Below are 1,548 nucleotides of genomic sequence, written 5' to 3'. Positions count from 1 at the left end.
CTTTTTTCTTATTCTAATTACTAGCTAATTAGTATCTAATTAGAATGTAATTATAAAGTAATTAGAATGTAATTAGTTCTTGTTCTCATTAGCTACAGACAAGGCTTAAGCAATCTATCTACTTTCATTGACTATTTATATTAATAAAAACTATTGGATAATACCTACTGAAACTATAATCTATTCATTAGTTTTTATAATTGCATAGTAATTACAATCTAATTAGAGTGTAATTAGTCGCTAATTATTTTCTAATTATAAGTTAATTATATATTTGCTGAATGGATACAAACTAATAGGGCATATTCTAAATCACATAACAGCTTATATTATCATAATATAGCTATATCTATTTAATGTAACTTGGAGTGATAAAAACTATCATAATATCTACTTAAAACACAACTAAATCTAATTAGAAACTAATTAGTTTATAATTAGATAGTAATTATATTCTAATTACTTTTTATATACTTTTTTATTTTCTTAAGTCAATAAATATGTTAAAGGAGATGTTATAATGGCTAAAAAATATAGTTATAAAGATATATCTAACTGGTTTTTATCTAAAGAAAGTATGAGTCCTAAAAAACTTCAAAATCTAACATATTATGCTGAAGCTTGAGCATATGCTTTACTTAATGATGGTATATTAAATGATACAGCTTTTCAGGCTTGAATTCATAGTCCAATTTCTCCTGAATTATGAAATGACTACAAAGAATATGGCTGAAATGAAATTGAGCAAAAAGCTTTTGATGAAAGCAAATTAGACAAAAATGTTTTAGAACTGCTTGATGCAGTTTGAACTACATATGGTGATAAATCAGGCTATGAATTAGAAGCTGTTTCGCATACAGAAGAACCATGGATAAATGCAAGAAAAGGCTTAGGGGAATTTGAACCTTCAACTAAATTAATTGATCCTGAAGATATGAAAACCTATTATAGAAGCATTTATTCAGGGGATTAATTTTATTATTAAACAAAACATTTTATAAAGTAAATTACTATGGATCTCCATAGTTTTTTGTTTAGTTCTAAGTGCTATAAATTGCTATATAAAAAAATTGCATAATATTAAAAAATTGTTTACTTTACTATCAAACTTAGTTTTGTCAAGATCTAATTATATTCTAATTAGTATGTAATTACTTTATAATTAGATTGTAATTAGTTTCTAATTATAAAATTACCGTGTGAAAGAAACTAAATAACTGCTACAAAGAAATATGAAATTGTTTTCAAAATAGATATTATTTGCCTAATATTTGTATTAGAATTAATATTATGAGAATAAAAAAAGGAATAAAAAATATAGCCCTGCTACTGGGCACAACAGTAGCACCAGCATTAGCAAGTGTTTCTTGTTTTAATGTGTTTAAATTTTTAGAACCAACAGCCAAAATTATTAAAACAGATGATGCCAAGCCACCAGCAGGGTTTAATCATAATGATAGCAGAAAACAAGTAGAAGACTTATTTAATAAATATAAAAACTACCTATTAGTAGATACTTCAAAAGAATCAAAGCCATTTTTAAAAGAA

The 1,548-nt window shown here is 24.8% G+C and carries 1 protein-coding gene and 1 pseudogene; both read left to right on the top strand.

Going from position 1 to position 1,548, the window contains the following annotated elements:
* Positions 1-520: 520 nt before the first annotated feature.
* On the top strand, positions 521-973 hold the full coding sequence (locus MAGB_RS04060) for a Panacea domain-containing protein (protein WP_004024511.1): 453 nt from the start codon (positions 521-523) through the stop codon (positions 971-973).
* A gap of 317 nt (positions 974-1,290) precedes the next feature.
* Positions 1,291-1,548, top strand: a pseudogene (locus MAGB_RS04055) (hypothetical protein); the annotation flags it as partial.

The sequence above is a fragment of the Mycoplasmopsis agalactiae 14628 genome, assembly GCF_000266865.1.
GTDB classification, from domain to species: domain Bacteria; phylum Bacillota_I; class Bacilli_A; order Mycoplasmatales; family Metamycoplasmataceae; genus Mycoplasmopsis; species Mycoplasmopsis agalactiae_A.
Note: the sequence above shows the minus strand (reverse complement) of the source record. Positions and strands in the feature narration are given on the sequence as shown.